General features: G+C 64.4%; 16 protein-coding genes. 6 read left to right on the forward strand and 10 right to left on the reverse strand.

Annotation, left to right across the window (positions count from 1 at the left end):
• Position 1: 1 nt before the first annotated feature.
• The 3 genes from mmsB (at position 2) to ACQR1W_RS16730 (ending at position 3,041) form a co-directional block, all read left to right on the forward strand.
• Positions 2–1,192: a multiple monosaccharide ABC transporter permease gene (gene mmsB / locus ACQR1W_RS16720; protein WP_434851780.1), complete on the forward strand. Its 1,191-nt coding sequence runs from the start codon at positions 2–4 to the stop codon at positions 1,190–1,192.
• A 207-nt stretch (positions 1,193–1,399) separates the two neighbouring features.
• Positions 1,400–2,872: a putative sulfate exporter family transporter gene (locus tag ACQR1W_RS16725; protein WP_434851781.1), complete on the forward strand. Its 1,473-nt coding sequence runs from the start codon at positions 1,400–1,402 to the stop codon at positions 2,870–2,872.
• 16 nt (positions 2,873–2,888) lie between these two features.
• The gene (locus tag ACQR1W_RS16730; RefSeq protein ID WP_434851782.1) at positions 2,889–3,041 is read left to right on the forward strand and encodes a hypothetical protein; all 153 of its coding nucleotides are present in this window, start codon (positions 2,889–2,891) and stop codon (positions 3,039–3,041) included.
• A 261-nt stretch (positions 3,042–3,302) separates the two neighbouring features.
• On the opposite strand, the gene ACQR1W_RS16735 is transcribed toward ACQR1W_RS16730, so the two are convergent.
• The 6 genes from ACQR1W_RS16735 to ACQR1W_RS16760 all read right to left on the reverse strand — a co-directional run bounded on the left by ACQR1W_RS16735 (position 3,303) and on the right by ACQR1W_RS16760 (position 7,285).
• Positions 3,303–4,919 carry a rhodanese-like domain-containing protein gene (locus tag ACQR1W_RS16735; RefSeq protein WP_434851783.1) on the reverse strand — a complete coding sequence of 539 codons (1,617 nt, stop codon included), beginning with the start codon at positions 4,917–4,919 and terminating at the stop codon, positions 3,303–3,305.
• Positions 4,879–5,478 (reverse strand): cysteine dioxygenase, encoded by a 600-nt coding sequence (locus ACQR1W_RS16740; protein WP_434851784.1) that lies wholly within the window; start codon positions 5,476–5,478, stop codon positions 4,879–4,881. Before ACQR1W_RS16740 ends, ACQR1W_RS16735 begins: the two co-directional genes overlap by 41 nt.
• A 69-nt stretch (positions 5,479–5,547) precedes the next feature.
• Complete coding sequence (locus tag ACQR1W_RS16745) at positions 5,548–5,700, reverse strand: hypothetical protein (protein ID WP_434851785.1); 153 nt, start codon at positions 5,698–5,700, stop codon at positions 5,548–5,550.
• A 137-nt stretch (positions 5,701–5,837) separates the two neighbouring features.
• Entirely contained in the window at positions 5,838–6,314 is a 477-nt protein-coding gene (locus ACQR1W_RS16750; RefSeq protein WP_434851865.1) for a hypothetical protein, read from the reverse strand.
• A gap of 2 nt (positions 6,315–6,316) precedes the next feature.
• Positions 6,317–6,724 carry a hypothetical protein gene (locus ACQR1W_RS16755; protein ID WP_434851786.1) on the reverse strand — a complete coding sequence of 136 codons (408 nt, stop codon included), beginning with the start codon at positions 6,722–6,724 and terminating at the stop codon, positions 6,317–6,319.
• Between the two features lie 150 nt (positions 6,725–6,874).
• On the reverse strand, positions 6,875–7,285 hold the full coding sequence (locus ACQR1W_RS16760) for a nuclear transport factor 2 family protein (protein ID WP_434851866.1): 411 nt from the start codon (positions 7,283–7,285) through the stop codon (positions 6,875–6,877).
• 119 nt (positions 7,286–7,404) lie between these two features.
• On the opposite strand from ACQR1W_RS16760, the gene ACQR1W_RS16765 reads away from it, so the two are divergent.
• Together ACQR1W_RS16765 and ACQR1W_RS16770 are read left to right on the forward strand one after the other, a co-directional pair.
• Positions 7,405–9,027, forward strand: a complete 1,623-nt coding sequence (locus ACQR1W_RS16765) for a flavin monoamine oxidase family protein (protein WP_434851787.1) — start codon at positions 7,405–7,407, stop codon at positions 9,025–9,027.
• A 28-nt stretch (positions 9,028–9,055) separates the two neighbouring features.
• Entirely contained in the window at positions 9,056–10,777 is a 1,722-nt protein-coding gene (locus tag ACQR1W_RS16770; protein WP_434851788.1) for an ATP-binding protein, read from the forward strand.
• A gap of 10 nt (positions 10,778–10,787) precedes the next feature.
• On the opposite strand, the gene ACQR1W_RS16775 is transcribed toward ACQR1W_RS16770, so the two are convergent.
• Entirely contained in the window at positions 10,788–11,426 is a 639-nt protein-coding gene (locus ACQR1W_RS16775; RefSeq protein ID WP_434851789.1) for a glutathione S-transferase family protein, read from the reverse strand.
• A 113-nt stretch (positions 11,427–11,539) separates the two neighbouring features.
• On the opposite strand from ACQR1W_RS16775, the gene ACQR1W_RS16780 reads away from it, so the two are divergent.
• Positions 11,540–11,989 (forward strand): Rieske (2Fe-2S) protein, encoded by a 450-nt coding sequence (locus ACQR1W_RS16780; RefSeq protein WP_434851790.1) that lies wholly within the window; start codon positions 11,540–11,542, stop codon positions 11,987–11,989.
• A gap of 218 nt (positions 11,990–12,207) precedes the next feature.
• On the opposite strand, the gene ACQR1W_RS16785 is transcribed toward ACQR1W_RS16780, so the two are convergent.
• Genes ACQR1W_RS16785 through ACQR1W_RS16795 form a run of 3 tightly spaced genes read right to left on the reverse strand, consistent with a single transcriptional unit; the run spans position 12,208 to position 13,521 of the window.
• The gene (locus ACQR1W_RS16785; RefSeq protein WP_434851791.1) at positions 12,208–12,453 is read right to left on the reverse strand and encodes a hypothetical protein; all 246 of its coding nucleotides are present in this window, start codon (positions 12,451–12,453) and stop codon (positions 12,208–12,210) included.
• Between the two features lie 10 nt (positions 12,454–12,463).
• Entirely contained in the window at positions 12,464–12,790 is a 327-nt protein-coding gene (locus ACQR1W_RS16790) for a hypothetical protein (RefSeq protein WP_434851792.1), read from the reverse strand.
• Positions 12,787–13,521: an ankyrin repeat domain-containing protein gene (locus ACQR1W_RS16795; protein ID WP_434851867.1), complete on the reverse strand. Its 735-nt coding sequence runs from the start codon at positions 13,519–13,521 to the stop codon at positions 12,787–12,789. The genes ACQR1W_RS16790 and ACQR1W_RS16795 overlap by 4 nt, the downstream gene beginning before the upstream one ends.
• Positions 13,522–13,557: the final 36 nt, after the last annotated feature.

The raw sequence follows: 13,557 nt of genomic DNA on the forward strand, positions 1-13,557 counted from the left end.
CATGACTGACAAGACGGTTTCGCTTCCCGAGGAGCGGACGCATGGCAGCTTCCTGAAGAACAACCTGCGCAGCTACGGCATGATGCTGTCGCTGGCTGCGATCATGCTGTTCTTCCAGTTCATGACTGACGGCACCTTGCTGCAGCCGCTCAACCTGACCAACCTGGTGCTGCAGAACAGCTACATCGTCATCATGGCGCTGGGCATGCTGCTCGTGATCGTCACCGGACATATCGACCTGTCGGTGGGCTCGGTGGCGGGCTTCGTCGGTGCGGTCGCGGCTGTCCTGATGGTCCGCTACCACGTCGATTTCCCGCTCGCGATTCTCGCCTGCCTCGTGGTCGGCGCAGCGATTGGTGCGGCCCAAGGCTATTGGGTGGCTTATTTCGGCATTCCCTCCTTCATCGTCACGCTGGCGGGCATGCTGGTGTTCAAGGGCCTGGCGCTGGCGCTGCTGCAGGGCCAGTCGGTCGGTCCGTTCCCGGCGACGTTCCAGAAGCTGTCCTCCGGCTTCATCCCGGAGATGTTCCCGAGCGCGGCGCATCTCTATCCGACCTCGCTCGCGATCGGCGCGCTGCTCACCCTCGGCCTGGTCTATGCCAGCGTGAAGGGACGTTCGCGCGAGCAGGCGCATGGCATCGAGGTCGAGCCTTTCGCGGTCTTCGCTGCCAAGAACGTGGTGCTTGCCGGGGTGATTTTGTACTTCACCTATCTCATCGCCTCGCATCGCGGCCTGCCCAACGTGCTCGTGATCATGACCATCCTGATCGCGCTCTACGGCTTCATGACCCGGCGGACCGTGGTCGGCCGGCAGATCTACGCGGTCGGCGGCAATGCCAAGGCGGCGAAGCTCTCCGGCATCAAGGCCGAGCGGCTTGTCTTCCTGACCTTCGTCAATATGGGCGCGCTCGCGGCGCTGGCCGGCCTCGTCTTCGCCGCGCGCCTCAACACCGCGACTCCCAAGGCCGGCCTCGGCTTCGAGCTCGACGTCATCGCGGCCTGCTTCATCGGCGGCGCCTCGGCCTATGGCGGCGTCGGCCGGGTCGGCGGCGCCGTGGTCGGCGCCATGATCATGGGCGTGATGAACAACGGCATGTCGATCCTCGGCATCGGCATCGACTATCAGCAGGTCATCAAGGGCCTGGTGCTGCTCGGGGCCGTCTGTATCGACGTCTACAACCAGCGCCGCTGAGCGCGATCCAAGTTGTTGCGGGGGGCAGCCGCGCCCCGCAACAGCACCCTCAAGAAGCTTCTCCTCTTCGGGCGCGCTTCGGCGCGCTTTTTGTTCTCCGGATATGGCGAAGAAAAAAATCCTATAAGATTGCCAGATAGCTCCGACATGATTTCATGACGTCCAGAGAGCAGCGGCTGCGCCGCGCTGGGCGTTCAGGGGATTTCGATGTCGGATATTGCGGTCAGGCCCGCCACAGGGGTCGTCTCCAAGGGAAGTTGGACTGAGGACTGGCTTGCCGTCGTCATCGGTCTTCTGGTTTTCGCGCTCGCGCTGTTCAGCCTTGCCGGCACCGATCTGCTCGGTTGGGCGGTGACGACGTCGGTCTACACCGATCTCGGTAAGGCGCTGGCACCGGTCGCCAAGGGCTACGCCGCGCTCGGTGGGATCGGCGCGCTGCTCGCGACCTACGCGTCGCTGCTGGTCGTGCTCACCGCTGGAATCGCTGCGCTCGGCGGCGACCTCAAGCGCTTCGTGCTCGCCTTCACCGTCGTGTTCGCCATCGCTTATGCGAGCTGGGTGGTCGGCAGCTATGCCTATGTCGCTGCGGTCACGCCGGCCGAACAGCAGAAGTTCGGCATTGCCTGGTCGCTGAAGCTGACCAATGAGGGCGGCTTCGTCGTCGCGCTGCTGTCGGGCCTAGTGATCGCCAATTTCTTTCCGCGCTTCGCCGAATGGCTGAAGGAGGCGATCCGCCCCGAGCTCTACATCAAGATCGCGATCGTGATCCTGGGCGCGACCATCGCGGTGACGGCGGCCGGCCGGCTCAACCTCGCGTCCTCGGTGCTTCTACGCGGCGTCGCCGCCATCATCGAGGCCTATCTGATCTACTGGTCGGTGGTCTATTTCGTCGCCCGTAAATGGTTCGGCTTCAGCCGCGAATGGTCGGTGCCGCTCGCCTCGGGCATCTCGATCTGCGGCGTGGCCGCGGCGATCGCCACCGGCGGTGCGATCCGGGCGCGACCGTCGGTGCCGGTGCTGGTCTCCTCGCTGGTCGTGGTATTCGCGGTGGTCGAGATCCTGATCCTGCCGTTCCTGGCCCAGACTTTTCTGTGGCAGGAGCCGCTGGTCGCCGGCGCCTGGATGGGCCTTGCCATCAAGACCGATGGTGCCGCGGTCGCCGGCGGCGGCATCACGGAATCGCTGATCATGGCCAAGGCGGCCGCCGAAGGTATCAAGTATCAGCCGGGCTGGATCCTCGCGACCACCGCCACCGTGAAGGTGTTCATCGACATCTTCATCGGCATCTGGGCCTTCATCCTCGGCTATATCTGGACCAACTACGTCACGCCGCGCACCGACAAGGCCAAGGCCAGCGAGATCTGGGAGCGTTTCCCGAAATTCATTCTCGGCTTCGTCGTGGTGTTCGCGGTCTCACTGTGGCTTGCGGTCGGCACCACGCCCGAGATCGCCAAGGCGCTGCCGGCGGCGGCAGGCGAGGCGAATGTGTTCCGGGTGATCTTCTTCATCCTGACCTTCTTCTCGATCGGCGTGCTCTCGGACTTCCGCAAGCTCTGGCAGGACGGCTTCGGCAAGCTCGCCGCGGTCTATGTGGTCAGCCTGTTCGGGTTCGTGATCTGGGTGGGCCTATTGATTTCCTGGCTGTTCTTCAGTGGCGTCAAGCCGCCGCTCGCCAGCTGAGTTGGAGGAGGGCGCAATGTCAGCCAATGATGTGAATGCACAGAGCAACAATGCGGTCGAGCCGTTGCTGCCGATCGAGAAGAAGCTGATCGGCTACAGCCTGAGCCTCGGCATCGTGCTGCTGGTGATCTTGGTGGTGCTGAACCATCTCTATCCGGCGCAGCTGTAATTGCCTGCTAGCCCGCTTTTTCGGCTCTCTCCATCGTCATTCCGGGGCGCGCGGTCACGCGCGAACCCGGAATCCATTTCCATGCGGAACATGAGGCAAAATGGATTCCGGGCTCGCGCTGCGCGCGCCTCGGAATGACGATCGAGAGAGTATCTGGAGAGAAGCCGCGGCTGTAACCCGCGCGTGCCCATCATCTCTAACGGCGCTTTAGATCACGGTGGGCAAACTACGCTTTGCCCACCCTACGGATCGCGACAGCCGCTACACCACGTGGAAATTCGACACGGAATCGTTGGCGAGCTGGGCAACCAGCTGCAGCTCCCAGTCGATATAGGCCTGCATCGCCTGAGCCGCGTTGTCGGTGCCCTCATAGGGACGCTTGTAGACGTCGTCGGCGTTCGAGATCCAGGACATTTGGTCGCGATCGAGCTCGCGGCCTGACGCGGCCCAGGCGCGGGTGCCGCCGACAAGGACGCGAACGTCGCGCGCTGTTGTGGCGCGTGCATCGGGCAAGGCAAGAGCCGCTTCAGCCCCATCCTCGCTGGTCAGGACAATCGCGCCGTCGCCGGGCAGCTTCGCGAGATCTTCGGCAAACCGCGAGGCCAGCACGAAGTGGGCGCCCGGAATGTGGCCGGCCTTGTAGACCGGGCTGCGGGTGAGATCGACGATGGTCCAGGCGGAAGGATGAGCGGCAAGCTCGTCGGCGCCGATCGCCGCAGCACCAAGATCCGGCACTGCCGGCCGTCGCGCTATGCGCAGGCCGGTCTCGCTTGGCGCAACGACGTCGGGACCGACGATCGATGCATCCCATCCCATCTGCACCAGCCAGGAGGCGGTCATCCGGGCGCGCACGCCATCGTCATCGAACAGCACGAGACGCGCGCCGCGTACGCCCACCCATTCATCGGTCGCCTGCACCAGCTGGCCGCCCGGCGCCGAGACGAAGCCGTCCGGATGCGAGGTGGCATATTCCTCGGGCGTTCGCACATCCAGGCAATACAGCGTTCGCTGATCCTCTTCCGCGCGCAGGCGGTCGAACGCCGTGCGATCGAGCAACTTCACGCCGACGCGCTCGGCCCAGGCCTTCGCATCCGCCAGCGCCGCGGCGTAGCTCGTCTGCGGCCGTTCCAGAAACCGCGCCGCCTTGCCGCGCTCGACCTGGTGGCCGGCCAGCGTCCAACCGATGGTGCCGTTGCGCAGCGCATAGATCCGGTTCGGCAGGCCGGCATTGATCAGCGACTGCGTGCCGATGATCGAGCGGGTGCGCCCGGCGCAGTTGACGATGATGGTGGTATCCGCAGATGGCGCGATCTCGCGCGCGCGGAAAGCAAGCTCGCCGCCGGGCACGCTGACCCCGCGGGGAATGCTCATGGTGCGATATTCCTCGAAGCGGCGGGCATCGAGCACGACGAGGTTGGACTCGGTTTCGATCAGCGCCTTGGCCTCGTCCGCAGAGAGTGAGGGCGTATGCCGGACGGCCTCGACCAATTCTCCGAACGCCTTGCTCGGCACGTTGACGTCGCGGAACACCTCGCCGAACCGTGCGTAACCCGCAAGCCCACCCTCGAGGATCGACACGTCGCTGTAGCCGAGGGCCCTGATCCGCGGCACCGCGCGGGCGGCATATCCCTCGCCGTCGTCATAGACGACGATCGGCGCGGTGAGCCGCGGGATGAGGTCAAGGATGCGCAGTTCGATCTGGGACAGCGGCAGCGAGACCGCGAAGAACGGATGCGACAGCGAGTAGGGACCTTCCTCGCGCACGTCGAGCAACGCCACGTCCTCGCCTGCGCGCCACCGCCGGCGCAACTCGGCCGGCGGCATCAGCGGGAGCTGCTCAAGGTTCGTGTCCGGGCCAGAGGTTTGGAACAGTGTCATTCGAATATCCGGAAATGAAGTCGCTGGTGGCGCCGGTCTCCGCGTCATAGACCGCGCGACGGATCCGGCCGATATTGCCGCCATAGACGTGGATGCTGATCGAGGAAGCGTCCGGCAGCCCGTTCGAGATGGCGTGGATGTCGCCGATCCCAGGCGAGACCGCGGCCACCTGGCCGGCCTTCAGCCGCTCCGGTGCTGTGCCACGCAAAGATCCGTCCGCATGTCGTTCATAACTCACCGAAATCTCTTCTCCGCGCAGCACGCCGACCAGGCCCCAGACGCGGTGATCGTGGATCGGTGTGCCCTGGCCGGGCCCCCAGACAAAGCTCACGATCGAGAAGCGGTCAAGTGGATCCGCATAGAGCAGATATTGCCGGTAACGGCTGTTCGTGGTCGTTGCGTGGGCCTCGGGCAGCCAATCATCGTGCCTGATGAGGTCTTCAAGCTTTGGCTTAAGATACGCGAGGATCGCAGCCTCGGCGGTTTCCGTGTCGGTTTCCGCTTGCAGCAGGCGCGCCGTGTCGACGACAAAGGCGCGCAGCCTGGTGATGTCACTCATCCCGTATCTGTCCGGTCCCTGGGCGGCCGGTGGAATGCGACGCGAGCGAAGCCGTCGCAGTCCGCCGGGTCACACGTGAGGGCCGAGCATTGCGATGTAGAAGAGGTCTTCGTTCGACAGCGACACACCTTCGCACCGAGTGCCTGCTCGATGACCGACATGCCGATCAGAAACGGGCATCAGACGGCCGATCCAGTTACCGAACCACGAGACGTAGCGCATGAAGACCTCCACGCAAGCATCGGCATCGCATCGAGATATCACGAGCTGGACATGGCCGAACACAGCCAAATCCGGCCCTGAGCGAGTTTGACAGAATCATGCCCGTTGCAGTGCGTCCTCAGCAAAATCATGTCGTGCTATGCGCAAGCGCGCTGGTCTGTTTCCGCGCTCTCCTCGGCGTGATCTGCGCCGACCGGCTGCAACCGCTCCAGCCAACGGGTCTTGAACGCCAGCCATGACGCTGTGTCCTGGAAGGCGACCTCGGCGAACCATTCGACAGTGAGCGCGCCGCTTGGCCAGCAACGCTCCTGATCATGCCAGCAGACAACAGGCCAGCGCGGGTTGCGGTAGGCGCGGCCTGACGCGTCATGCAGCGACGGCCGGCCGAGATGGTCGATCAGCCAGGTCATCACTTCCGGCAGAAACGTGGCTGCGAAGGATACGCCGTGCCGGCCGATCCGTTGTGGCATCCGCATCACGCGCTGGTCGATGACCGCGAACGCCGGCGGCACCGCACCGGAATTGAATTGTCGGATCATCAGCAGCCGGAAGCCGCAGTCGCCCAGTTCGGCGGGCACCGCCTGGATCGCGGTTGGCTGAAGTGGAGCCGTCATGTTCATACCAGCGCTCCCTTCGCCTGTTTGAGCATGTGATCTGATGACAGCAGTGCGCCGTCGCACACGACGAGCGCGCCAAATCCCGTTGCCAGCGCCGCGCAGACCGCAAGCGCTGCTGCCTCCTCGCGCGGATCGCCGCCCCATTTGCAGCAGATCGCCACGTCGCGGTCGCCGACGGTCGCCTGCAGGGCAGGCATCGCCGCCAGCTCGGCGGCCGCATCCTTGAAGCGAAGATCGAAGCCGGCATCCTCGCCATCGAGCGTGCAGGGGAGATAACCTGATGTCTCGAACGGAACGTAGCCCTCGTCGAGGGTCAATGCGAATGGCAGCCGCGCGATCGCCTGCTGCAGCGCTTTCCGCGCTGGAACATCAGCGCGTTTCAGAAATGCAGTCAGCGCCCGCGCCATCTCATCTCTCCATTGCGATCTGCACGCCGCCGATCACGGCGCACAGGCCACCTGGCGCGGAACCGGACATTGGCCGACATCCGACGCACGACATTCGACAAACCGGCCAATACGGCAGGTTGTGTTTCAGTAAATCAAATTCCGTGCCAGTTAGTGGATGCTGCGGCCGTGCTCAGTCGGGTCGTCCGCACCTGCGGCGAATTGCGCAATCGCGCTCGATTGGTGGTGCACCAGACGCCAGGCGCCATCGATATGACGGAAATAATTAGTGGCCGCGAGCGGCGCCCCGTCGACGAGCTCGATGCAGATGACGCGTCCGTGATCGCCGTCGACGATCGCATAGGGCTCGGCACAGACGATCTGCGGTCGCCCCGGATTGTTGAGGATCTCGCGCCAGCTGCCGATCACCGACATGCGGCCGACGATGGCCGGCCAGCCCGGGTGGATGCAGGAGATGGTCTCCTGATCGGCCCAGAGCGCGGCAAGCGCGGCAAAATCGCCAGCTGCGAAAGCCGTGTAGAAGGCCGCATTGGCGGCAATGATGTCGCTGACCTCACTCATCGTCATGGCGTGAGCCAAGCTGATGCGGAAATCAAGCGGCAATTGGACCGGCGATGCGCGGCGCGCTTTGCGCGAATCTTGCAGGACCTTGTCGCAACGCATCATGGCGAGGTCTGAGCATGCTCGAAACGGCCATTGTCGGGGGTGGATTGTGCGGATTGGCACTCGCGCGCAGCCTGCAGCAGAGGGGAATGACGTTTGCGTTGTTCGAAGCCCGACACAGGCTCGGCGGACGCATCCTGTCGGTCACGGCCAGCTCGGGGCTGGCGCTCGACCTCGGCCCAACCTGGTTCTGGCCGGACACACAGCCGCTGCTCACGAGCCTGATCACCGAACTGGGGCTCGCTTATTTCCCCCAGCATGACGATGGCACGGTGCTGCATCTGACCGAGGCCGATAAGGCGGCCGAGCAGATCAGCGGTCCGCCGATCCACCAAGGCGCACAGCGCTTGCCGGGCGGCATGGCGAGCCTGGTCGCGGCGCTGGCGGACGAACTGCCGAACGAGCGCGTGCATCTCGGCTATCAGCTGACGCGCATCATGGACTGCGTGACGCATGTCCGGCTCGTCTTTGCGACCGCAACCGAGTCAGTGGTCGTCGATGCAAAGCGGGTCGTGCTGGCGGTGCCGCCGCGATTGCTGGTCGATCACGTCGGATTTTCGCCCGCGCTCGACGATGCGACGTCGGAAGCGATGCACAATGCCGCCACCTGGATGGCCGCGCAGGCCAAGGTCGCGATCGCCTATGATCGCGCGCATTGGCGCGACAAGGGCCAATCCGGCAACGCGTTCGTCAGCCATGAGCAGGCCGTGGTCGGCGAGATCTTCGATGCTTGCGACGGCGACGGTGCCAAGGCCGCGCTCGGTGGCTTCCTGGCGTTTCCGCCGCAGCTGCGCGAGGCCTTCGCCGTTGGGCTGCCGATGCTGATGGCGAGCCAGATGGTGCAGCTGTTCGGTTCGGCGCTCGACGGCGGCGAGCAGCACTACCAGGACTGGGCGAGCGAGCGCTTCACCTGCAGCGCCGCGGATCGCGCCGAGCCGCGCAGCGAGCATATCGAGATCGCCAATCCGATGCTGCGCCGGGCATTGTGGGACGGCCGGCTCCATCTCGGCGCCGCCGAGACCGCCAGCCATGCCGCCGGCTATCTTGAAGGCGCGGTGAACGCCGCACGGCGCATCGAACGTGCACTGGCGCGGACCAGCGGAACGGGCGAGGGCAGCACGAGGCGCGGCCAGATCGCCGTCGATGCCAAGCTGTCCGGTAATGACGCCAGCCTCGCCTGGTTCGCCTCCTGGGTCGCCGCGCAGCGCGATGCGGCTTTCGACGATTATCGCGCCCGGCTCAATCGCAGCCTGGCCACGCAGCAGCGCGAGCAGCTGACGCAGCTTGCTATTCTCGGCGCGATGGAAGCCGTGTTCGCAGCGGCATTGCAGGTGATCGAGGCGCTGACCTTCGACATGCGCGGCGTTGCGGTCGAGCGTGGCCGTTCCGCGCTGACACCGGAGGTGCAGAAGCCGTTCCGCGACATCATGCAGTCGCTGCTGGACGATGCGGTCGCCTTCAACCGAACCTCCTGTGCGCTGTCGAACTTCCCGCACGAGCACAAGCCGTCGAAAGATTATGTGCAGACGATCCTGCGCGACATTGCCGCAGCCTGGCAGGAGTTCTCGCTGGCGGCCAATCGCGTGCTGCTCGCGAAGGCGGAGGCCGCGGCGCGACAGCCGAGCGGCGTGTCATCATGAACTCAGGCAGACCGAAGGCGCGTCGCGTATGAAGTTGCAGATCGAGCGGCCCCATATCGAGGCCATGAGCGCGGCGTTTCCGCATTTGACATCGCTGAAGGAGCAGCTCCGGTTCGGCGAGAAGGTCGAGGTCGACTTCGCGCAGCTTGCGCCGGCCGAGCTCGATGTCCTGCGTAGCCTGTATCAGAAGGCCGGCCCGGAATTCCACGCCCGCGCCGCGCACATTGCGACCCTGCAGCGCGCCTTTGCTGATACCAGCACGCGCTTCGCGGAGAACGAGCTCGAGGCCGTGCTGCCGGCGATTGCCCGTTACCTGATCGCGAACGCGATCCGCGGCTGGATGTTCACCGCCAATGTTGCGAGCCGGCCGTTGCCTTATGTGGTGACCCGGCTCGACTATACGGCGCCCTCGAACGACGAGGCCGGCCGCGTCTTCATCGAGCTGAAGGCTAACGCCAAGGGTGCGATCACGACCGCGACGTCGCGAATTTCCGCCGGCGACATCGTCGGCAGGACGGTGGCGGAGATCTTCGCCGCCAAGGGCTTTCTCAAGGAAACGCCTGAGCTGATCGCAGCCTATGACGAGACCGCCGAGCGCTATTTCGCCTGGCGCGGCCGTTATGGCGCGCAGTTCTCCGGTCGCGGCACCGGCTTCTTCGCCGACGATCCGAACTCGTCGCACCGCGACATGGATTGGTCGCGCAAGGATGTGATCGTGCTGTCGTCCGGCGGCGGCTGCGCGCGGCTGGTCAACGACGAAGGCATCCTGACCGAGCGGGCGCTGACATTGGAGGTCACCGGCGACATTCTCGGGCAATATCTGCGCAAGGCGGCCAAGAGCAATCTCTACGACGCCGAGGAGGAGGTCGAGCAATCCAGGGCCGCCATTCCAAAGGGGCTGTTCAGCCGCATTCCGGTGCATCCCTACATGCTGATGTTCCATCTCGAGCTGCACCATTACCTCTGGGTGCATGCCGACGACATGGAGCCCTATGCCTATCAGCCGGATCTCAAGCAGAAGCTGGTGCTGCCGGAAGAGCAGACCGACCTGATCGACATCCTCACCGCCGAGATGGATCTGCTGATGGATGATATTGTTGCCGGCAAGTCCGGCGGCACCACAGTGCTGTGCGCCGGCCCGCCCGGGGTCGGCAAGACGCTGACTGCCGAAGTCTACGCCGAGATCATCGGCCGGCCGCTGTACCGGGTGCATTCCGGCCAGCTCGGGCTGAACGTTGCGGCGATGGAGAACGCGCTGAAGGAGGCGCTGACGCGCGCGCAGCGCTGGGGCGCCGTCATGCTGATCGACGAGGCCGACGTCTACATCAAGCGCCGTGAGGACGACATGACTATGAATGCCGTGGTCGGCGTGTTCCTGCGCGTGCTCGAATATTTCAACGGGCTGCTGTTCCTGACCACCAACCGGATCGACGATATCGACGAGGCGATCGTCTCGCGCTGTATTGCGCTGATCAAGTTCAGTTCGCCGGATGCCGAAGCGCGCCGTCGCATCTGGCGGGTGATGAGCGAGCAGTTCGGGCTCAAGGTCGACGTGGAGCTGATTGACCTCCTGGTCGAGACGTTTCCGGCCGCTTCCGGCCGCGACATAAAGGGCCTGGCGAAACTGGTCGCCAAATACTGCCACCACAAGGGCGTGCGACCGGACATCGAGGTATTCCGGCGCTGCGCGATCTTCCGCGGCATCGATCTCGGCGATCATGCGCCGCTTGCAGCGGAAGCGGCGGAGTGAGCGCGCCTGTCTACACGAATTGGCCGAGGGCCGCCGGATTGTAGCCTTCCTCGCGCAACACCCGCTGCACCACGGGTCGCGCCAGCATCCGTTTGTAGTGCGCCGCGAGGTTGGCGGGCAGGGCAATGCCGACCTTGTCGGCCCAGAATTCGACATAGAACAGGATCGGGTCAGCGACGGTGAAGTCGCCGCCCAGATAGGGGCGCTCATCAAGCATCTTGTTCAAGACCGCAAAGCCCTTCACCACGATGTTGCGGCCGAGCGCACGCACGGAGTCCTGATCGGCTTCATTGCGGCTGAAGGTGGGGGTAGCGAAGATGCGTGCGAAGCCATGGCCGTGCACGGTGCCGGCGATGTAGGTCATGGCCTCGATCAGCCGGGTTTCGGTCTCGACATCGTGAGGCCACAGCCTGCCGCGTCGTCGCGTCCGCCCGAGCCAATAGGCGATGGCCGGCACCTCGGTGAGCACGCTGCCATCGTCGCGCACCAAGGCCGGTATGGTCGCTTTTGGATTGATCGCGACATAGTCCGGCTTGAAATTGTCGCCGGCCGGCAGGTTGACGATGTGAGCCTCGAACACCTCTTCGAGCTCTTCGAGGATGATGTGGATGCCGGTCGAGCACGAGCCGGGCGTCATGTAGAACTTCATCATAGCCGTTCTTGTCCGCTTCCCGACATGCATACGAATTCGCGCCATACGGCATGCTTCATGCAAGGATTGATGCAGTTGTCTCTGTCGTGAAGACTGGAAGAGGGCGAGCCATGACACCCCGCGAGCCGGAGGTCTTCGTTATTTGTTCCGCCAGGAGCATCGCGCCGGGCGAGGCCAAGGCCTTCAGCCTGTCGCGGATCGGCGACAATGGCGAGGCGCGGCCGTTTCCGATCGTGATCATTCAGACCGCCGCCGGCGGCTTTGTCGGTTACGTGAATTCCTGCCCACATGAGGGCAAATGGCTCAATATCGGCAGCGGACAGTTCTTCAACGAGGACCGCAGCCTGCTGGCATGCGGCCGTCACGGTGCCGCTTTCGAGATCGAGAGCGGTGCCTGCGTCGACGGTCCTTGCAAGGGAGCAAGCCTCGAGCCGATCGCGCTCGCCGTGGTCGATGGTGATGTCTGTCTCTGCGGCGTCACCCTGGTCGAGGACGACGGAATCCCCGATCCGTTCGAGGATCCCGACGAGACCATGGAGATCATGATTCATCCGGACTAATGGCTGCTATGTCCAGATCTCGCCGCTTGCTCGGCTGTCACCTCGCCCCGCTCGCGGGGAGAGGTCGGATTGCATCGAAGATGCAATCCGGGTAAGGGGGACTCTCCAGGAATTCGGTCTTCCGAGACTCCCCCTCACCCCAACCCTCTCCCCGCGAGCGGGGAGAGGGAGCACACCGCCCGCAATGCGCGAGCCAGAGACTAACTCCCAGATGCGCCCTAGAACCCATCCTCCTTCTTCCCCCATGGATGACTCCCGGGAACGAGCGAGGCCTTGATGCCGGCCTTCTCGACAGCGTCGATGCTCTTGAAATAGGTCGCCTCGTGCACCAGGGTTCCGGTCTTGGTGGTGATGGCGACATAGCGGGCGACCGTGTCGGTCTCGCAGAGATAGCCGCCGCCGGGATCGGCGGTGCTGCGCAGATTGCCGTCCCAATCGACGAAAAAGCCGGTCGGCTCCGACATCGCAATTCTCCTAATCCTGAGCTGGGTTTTCGTTGTCGTCCGAAACGAGACCGTCGAACGCTGCCGCGACGATGGCGCGGCAGTTCAGGAGCCGCTGATATTCCGCTTTGCTCACAACGACAGTGTCGGTTGCTTCCTCCGCCGCCGAAGTTGCCGCCTGCAGCGCCTCGAACAGCGCCCGTTCGAGCTGATAGATCCGCTCGCTGGCGCGCTCGAGATAGGGCACCGGGTTGGCGCGCACATTGGCCTCGTGCAGCGCGTCGAGGCTCAACAGCTTGCGGAAGCGCCGCTCGGTCTCGCGCAGCTTGAGGCCGAAATCGTGCTCGATGACACTCATGCACTCGCCCCGCTTACGGTCGGTGCGGCTGCGCGCGTCGCACGCCGCAGCAGCGTCAGGCATTCCAGTGAAGCCGCCATGTCGAGCGCGGTGAAGCCGTCCAGCGTCTCGGCGCTGATGTCGGCACCCTTGGCCAACAGAAGCGCCACGACCTCGGCCTTGCCGGAGGACGCGGCATACATCAGCGCGGTGGCCCCATTGTCGTTGCGGTTGTCGATGTCGATGCCGGCTTCGGTGAGCACATCGATAATATCCAGATGGTTGCCGACGCAGGCGAGCCACAGCGCATTATTGCCGTCGGCATTGGTGGCGGCAATCGTAGCGCCGGCCGCCAGCAGCTCGCGCAGCACCGCCACGTTCCCGAGATGCGCCGCCTTCATCAGCGGCGTGGTGCGATTGGCAACCGTGGCATTGACATCATCTTGCGGAAATCCTTGCGCGTCGAGCCAGCGCGCCAGTGTCTCACTCACGGTCGCCGGTGTGCTGGCAGGGGTATGCAGCCGCCAGGCCTCATAGCCGCCATCGAGGCTGTACACCTCGGCGAAGCCGAAGTCGGAGAAGGTCTGAGCGTATTCCTGGCTGGCGTTGCCGTGATAGCAATAGATCAGGATCGGCGTGTGTCTGTTCGTTGCGGTGATCAGCTGCGATAGGTTGCGCTGCGTGAGATGCTGCGCGCCGGTGATATGGGCTTGCGCAAACGAAGCCGCATCACGGACGTCGAAGCGCAGCACGTCGTCGCGCTGCAAGAGCTCCGACGCGAAGCCGAC

It is taken from the genome of Bradyrhizobium sp. HKCCYLS1011 (genome assembly GCF_051167795.1).
In the GTDB taxonomy this organism is placed as follows: domain Bacteria; phylum Pseudomonadota; class Alphaproteobacteria; order Rhizobiales; family Xanthobacteraceae; genus Bradyrhizobium.